Origin of the sequence: Nocardia wallacei, from assembly GCF_029868745.1 — a bacterium.
In the GTDB taxonomy this organism is placed as follows: Bacteria; Actinomycetota; Actinomycetes; order Mycobacteriales; family Mycobacteriaceae; genus Nocardia; species Nocardia wallacei_B.
The window spans coordinates 1-5,973 of the sequence record NZ_JARWOP010000018.1 but is presented as its reverse complement, the minus strand read 5'-3'; the positions used below and the strand labels follow the sequence as shown (position 1 = coordinate 5,973).

Here is a 5,973-nt window from a genome sequence, read left to right as displayed (position 1 = left end):
CACCTTTCCCCCCCCTCCCCCGGGGTTATTTCCCCCCCCCCCGCCCCCGCGGGGGTCGCCCAACGCCTGCTGGGCGTGGATTCGAGGGTCGTTCCCGCAGCCGTCGCCCATGCGGGAGTCGACCATCAGAACGTCGGAATCTTCTACAGCGTCCGCGTCACCGGCGGCCGGCGCCCCGTCCTCCCCCCCCCCCCCCCCCCCCACCCCCCCCCCCCCCCCCCCCCCTCGTCTCGGCGGGCCTTTCCGGAGTGGAAGACGCGCTCGCCCAGCCGGATCCGGGGGCGGGTAGCCTGTGATCATGGTTCGGCACCGAGCCGTTCCCACATGTCACCGAGTGCACGTCTGATTCCGGGCGGGGGTAGTTGGCATGACACGCGAGCAGGCCGTCGCCGCGTTGGCCCGGCGGTGGCGAATTGCGGTGTCCGACACCGGTTTCGTGCCGATGCCGCTCGCCGAGTTGGAGGCGCTGCTGGCCGGTCTCGTCGAGCGCTTGACGACGGCGATCGCCGCCGAGCCGTTCGACGCGAAGGCCGCCGCCGAGGTGGGCGCCGAACTGGTCCGCGCGAACCTGACCGATCCGCAGGTCCTGGGCCGGACCGCGCGGGCGCTGGCCCCGCTGGCCGCGTCGATGGCGGCGCGGCAGGACCGGGTGATCGCCGCCCTCGGCGAACTCGCCAACGGGTACACCGTGGAACTGCTCGCCACCCGCGCACGCCACCAGGAAATGCTGCACGCGGCGATGGCCGACGCACGCCACGCCGCCGAGGTCCGATTCCGGGTCCTGTTCGACAACGCCGCCGTCGCCATCGGCATCGGCGACACCGCCGGCCGGGTCGTCGACGCCAATCCGGCGCTGGCCACCATGCTCGGCCTGCCCGTGAACCGGCTACGCGGGCTGGCGGTCTCGGAACTGGTCCATCCCGACGACCGCGCCGAGCTCCGGGCGCGCATCACCGACGAACTGCTGGCCGCCGGATCCGGCACCATGCGGCTGGAACTGCGCTACACCCGCCCCGACGACGGCGACGGGTGGGCGGCGTGGGCGATCACGCTGGTCCCGGCGGCCGGCGGACGCTCGGCGTATCTGCTCGTCGTCGGCGAGGACACGACCCAGCGCCGCGCGCTGCAGGCCGAGCTGAGCCGTCAGGCCCGCCACGATCCGCTGACCGGCCTGCCCAACCGCCGCCGGCTGGTGGAGTACATCTCGGAGATCATCGCTGCCGCGCATCCCGGCGACCGGATCGGGCTGGGCTTCATCGACCTGGACGGTTTCAAGACCGTCAACGACACCTATGGGCACGGCGTCGGCGACCGGCTGCTGGCCGCGGTGGCGCTCCGGCTGGCCGAGCGGGCCGGGGGCGCGATGCTGGCGCGCGTCGGCGGCGACGAATTCGTGGTGCTGTTCCCGCCGCCGTGCGATGCCGCCCGGGTCGCGACCGCGACCACCGCCCTGCTGGACGCGCTGTCCGAGCCGATCCCGGTGGACGACCTCCGGCTCGCCATCTCGGCGTGCATCGGCGCGGTCGTCACCCCGGTGGCCGGGGCGGATGCCGAGCACTTGCTGGATGCCGCCGACGCGGGGCTTTATCGGGCCAAGGCGGCGGGACCGAATCGGTGGGTACTGCACAATCACGACATCACCGCGGGTGCGGTCCTACCCGGCTTACGATGAGCCCGTGCAACCTCTGTTACCCGACTGGGCGGCCGATGTTATCGACCCCCAGAGGCCCAGCCCCGCAAGGGTTTACGACCATCTCCTCGGCGGCCTCACCAACTTCGACGCGGACCGCCGGATCGCCGCCCGACTGGTCGAGATCGTCCCGGAACTCGCGCATACGGCCCGGGCCGGCCGCGGATTCCTGCAACGCGCCGTCGAATATCTGGCCGACGCCGGTATAGATCAATTCCTCGATCTCGGCTCCGGTATTCCGACCGCGGGAAACGTGCACGAGATCGCGCTGCGCGCCGATCCGGCCGCGCGCGTGGTGTATATCGATGTCGACGCGGCGGCGGTGGCGGTGAGCCGCCGATTGCTCGCGGAAAACTCGCAGGCCGCGATGGTGCAGGCGGATTTCACCGATATCGACGGCGTGCTGGCCCATCCGCAGGTGACCGCGATGCTCGATTTCACCCGCCCGATGGCGATACTGCTGGTGTCGGTGCTGCACTCCGTCACCGACGACGCCGCCGCGGCGACGCTGTTCAAGCGATTGTCCGCCATGATCGCGCCGGGCAGCCGGGTGGTGCTGTCGCATCTGACCGCCGAGGGCGACCGCGAGCCCGTGGACCGCATGTTCGCGCTGGCCGAGCAGGCCACCGGCCGTGGCATTCGACCGCGGTCCCGCGCCGAGATAGCGGAGTTGCTCGGCGATCTGACGCTCGTCGATCCCGGCCTGGTGCATATGGCTCGCTGGCGGCCGGATCCCGACGCACCGCTGCCCGAGGTCCGTGCGCTGGACGGCTACGCCGCGGTCGCGGTCAAACCTTGACACCGGAAACCGGGGCGGCCGCGAACGCCGCCCCGGCCCGCTCATCTAAGGAATCAGCAGTTTGCCGAGGAATTCGGAAATCGTGCTCATGAGCTGATCGATGAAATGCGGGATCATCCCTCATCCTTCCCGTTCGCGTTACGGTTATCGATACTCCGGCCCTGGCGATTCACGTGGAATCAGCAGGTACTGCCCGATATTCGGCGCGACACGCGGCACGGATGGGTGCTGATCGGTTGCTGGGTCGTTTGCCTGGATCGGCTCAGTCGGCCACGGCGCCCGCATCGAGGTAGGCGCGCAGCACCTCCGCCGGCACCCGGCCGCGGGCCGAAACCGTCACGCCGTTCTCGCGGGCCCATTTGCGCGCCGCCGTCGACTGCACGGCGACCATCGTCGTCGGTTTCCGCGCCGCGATCGTCGTGCGGCGCACCCGGCGGGCCCGTTCGGCCCACTGCCGCAACTGTTCCCGTAGCAGTGCCGCGTTGTCGGCCGACAGATCGATCTCGTACGTCGTCCCGTCCAGTCCGAACACCACGGTCTCGTCGGCCGTCGATTCCCCATCGAGATCATCGACGCGCGTGACCAGTACTCGATGTGCCATGCGTGCTCCTTCGCACCCCGTCCCCCGCACTACTCCCCCAGCTTCGTAACTTACTGAGCGGCTCGAACATTCACGTCGCCGTTGGGAAGGTTCACCAACCGCGGGCCGCGGAACGTCGATCCGCGACAATACTATGCGCCCGCGCCCGGCTCCGCGCGGCGGCGGGCGCGAGACCCGCAGTCGCACAGCGATCTTCCCGTGTCCTAGGGCAAGTGAGCCCGCGGGCCGAGGCCCGCCTCCGCAAACCGCCGGCGCACGACACCCGCGACCGGCTCACAAACCCGGGCCGGGTTGCTCAGGGAGTCGTCACAACTATGGGCAATACGACGCACAGCAGGTCGGCCGCTCGGTAAAATGCGCAGGTATAAGGTGGTAACACGTCCGACTCGTACCCCGGAATACGCTTCGGAAGGCCGTTCCCGAGCGGCGCGGACCCCGCCGGTTACAAATGAGTTCCCGCCGGTCCGGCCCTTCGGACCGGCCTGCGAGAAGTGTACGGAGTTGGCTACCGACGTCATCGATGCGACCGTGGAACTGCCGGTCGCCCGCAAATCCGTGTGGAATCTACTCAGAGATCCGCAGAGCTATTCACGAGTATTCCTCGGTATCGGCGCGTGCCATCGGCTCGAGACGATCGCCGGTCATCCGCTGTGGCAGTTCCGGATCGGCACCCCCGCGTCCGGGATCAGCACGTTCGCGGCCACCGTCATCGTCGCCCCGGCCGCCCAGACGCTGGAGCTGGAGTGCGCCGCGACGGGCAGCTTCGCGGCAGTCCGGTTGCGCAACACCGAATCCGGCGACGGCACCCGGCTCACCCTGACCTTCTTCGCACCCGGCCGCATTCACCCCGCGGTGGCCGCCATGTCCAATGCCGACATCGTCGCCTGGGCCGAGGACGGGTTGCGGCGGATGACCGAATTGATCGTCGGCGCACCGACATCGATGGTGGTCAACGGCGAGAACACGCCGCTGCGCCGCCATGCCGACGTCGCGCGCCAGATGGTCGTCACCGGCGTGCTGCGCAGCTACCGGCCCGGCCGGAGCGCGAAACAGCTGAGCCGCCTTGCCAAATGGGGTTTCAATCTGGCGGGTGGCTATGCCGCCGCGGCGGCGTACACACCGGAGCGGACCGCGCTCGTCGACGACCACGGCACCCGCACCTTCGCCGAGGTCCACGAGCGCAGTCACGCGCTGGCGGCGGCGCTGGCCCGGCTCGGCCTGGGCGCCGGCGACGCCATCGGGCTGCTGGCCCGCAACCACGCCGGCATGGTCGAAACCATGGTCGCCGCAGGCAAACTCGGTGTCGACGTGGTGTTGCTGAACGCCGGGCTGTCCGCACGGCGGATCGAGGAGATCGTGCAGCGGCACCGGCTCGAGCATCTGTTCGTCGACACCGAACTGGAATCGCTGGTGCACTATCTGCACTCGGATATCCAGCGGGTCTTCACCGACCGCGGTCCGGGTCCCGGCCACGACACCATCGACGACCTGATCGCACAGGGCCACAGCAGCTTCCGCAAGCCGGCCCGCGGCGGCCGGTTGATCGTGCTGACCTCCGGCACCAGCGGCACCCCCAAGGGCGCCCGCCGACCGCATCCGAAGGGTTTCGCGACCATCGCGGCGCTGCTGTCGCGCATACCGCTGCGGATGAACGAGGTCATGCTGATTCCCGCCCCGCTGTTCCACACCTGGGGCCTGGCCGCGCTGCAACTGAGCACGCCGCTGCGGTCCACGGTGGTGCTGCCGGAGCAGTTCGACGCGCGCGACACCCTGCGGTTGATCGACGAAAACCAGATCACCACACTGATTCTCGTGCCCACCATGGTGCAGCGGATCCTGGATCTGCCGACCCATGTGCGGGCCCGCTTCGACACCTCCAGCCTGCGCGTCGTCGCGAGCTGCGGTGCGCCGCTGGCCGGCGCCACGGTGCTGCGCTTCATGGACACCTACGGCGACATCCTCTACAACGTCTACGGTTCCACCGAGGTCTCCTGGGCCACCATCGCCACCCCGGAGGATCTGCGCACCTCGCCCACCACCGCGGGGCGGCCGCCGCTGGGCACTCGGGTCGGGGTCCTGGGACCGGACCTGCAGCCGGTGCCCGTCGGCGTCACCGGGCGCATCTACGTCGGCAATCACATGCTGTTCGACGGCTACGTCAACTCGGCGCCGCCGGAGGAGGCCGAGGGCATGCTCGATACCGGCGATCTGGGTTACCTGGACGCTGCCGGAAGGCTTTTCATCGCCGGCCGCGACGACGAGATGATCATCTCCGGCGGCGAGAACGTCTTCCCGCGCCCGGTCGAGGAGGCGCTCGCGCATCTGCCGCAGATCACCGATGTCGCCGTGGTGGGCGTGCCCGATCGCGAATTCGGCCAGCGCCTGGCGGCTTTCATCGTCAAACGTGAAGGCTCGGGCCTGGATCCGGACATGATCCGGACCTATGTGCGGCACCGGCTGAGTCGCTTCTCCGTGCCGCGGGACGTGACGTTCCTCCCGGCGCTGCCGCGCGGGGAAACGGGCAAGGTACTCAAGCGCATGCTCACCGGCATACCGGCCAATCAAACGATTTTGTGAAATATGCCGGGCGGCGGCGGACTAGGCCACTGTGACCGCTCACGAGGTACGCCGGAGGGATTCTCCACAATTGTCACGAACGGTTGTGAAACCTGCACTGCCGCATATCGAAACGGTTACATTGTTACCGCACGGTAGTTAACGGGGGTGGAAGGAGCTTTTCCTTGTCTGTTGCCACTCCGGGCCGGGCCGGCCTCACCATATCCGGACACCCCCTCACCTCACCCCTCAAAGACGTCCGCACCCTCTCCCAACACATCGTCGGCCACTTCATCGAACACATCGCCCCCTGCGCCACCCTCCCCG

4 protein-coding genes are annotated in these 5,973 nt (G+C 69.2%); 3 read left to right on the top strand and 1 reads right to left on the bottom strand.

Annotated elements, in window-relative coordinates:
• The first annotated feature begins 367 nt into the window (after window positions 1-367).
• Both QH470_RS00585 and QH470_RS00580 read left to right on the top strand, forming a co-directional pair.
• Window positions 368-1,672 (top strand): diguanylate cyclase domain-containing protein, encoded by a 1,305-nt coding sequence (locus QH470_RS00585; RefSeq protein ID WP_280270248.1) that lies wholly within the window; start codon window positions 368-370, stop codon window positions 1,670-1,672.
• Window positions 1,673-1,676: 4 nt separating this feature from the next.
• Window positions 1,677-2,489 (top strand): SAM-dependent methyltransferase, encoded by an 813-nt coding sequence (locus QH470_RS00580; RefSeq protein ID WP_280270247.1) that lies wholly within the window; start codon window positions 1,677-1,679, stop codon window positions 2,487-2,489.
• Between the two features lie 262 nt (window positions 2,490-2,751).
• On the opposite strand, the gene QH470_RS00575 is transcribed toward QH470_RS00580, so the two are convergent.
• The gene (locus QH470_RS00575) at window positions 2,752-3,090 is read right to left on the bottom strand and encodes a histone-like nucleoid-structuring protein Lsr2 (RefSeq protein WP_280270246.1); all 339 of its coding nucleotides are present in this window, start codon (window positions 3,088-3,090) and stop codon (window positions 2,752-2,754) included.
• Window positions 3,091-3,591: 501 nt separating this feature from the next.
• Between QH470_RS00575 and QH470_RS00570 the strand changes: the two genes are divergently transcribed.
• Complete coding sequence (locus QH470_RS00570) at window positions 3,592-5,667, top strand: AMP-binding protein (RefSeq protein ID WP_280270245.1); 2,076 nt, start codon at window positions 3,592-3,594, stop codon at window positions 5,665-5,667.
• Window positions 5,668-5,973: the final 306 nt, after the last annotated feature.

Bases quoted from the DNA above. Each gene is read 5' to 3' on its own strand.
- QH470_RS00575 (WP_280270246.1), bottom strand. From the start codon at position 3,090: ATGGCACATCGAGTACTGGTCACGCGCGTCGATGATCTCGATGGGGAA.
- QH470_RS00585 (WP_280270248.1), top strand. From the start codon at position 368: ATGACACGCGAGCAGGCCGTCGCCGCGTTGGCCCGGCGGTGGCGAATT.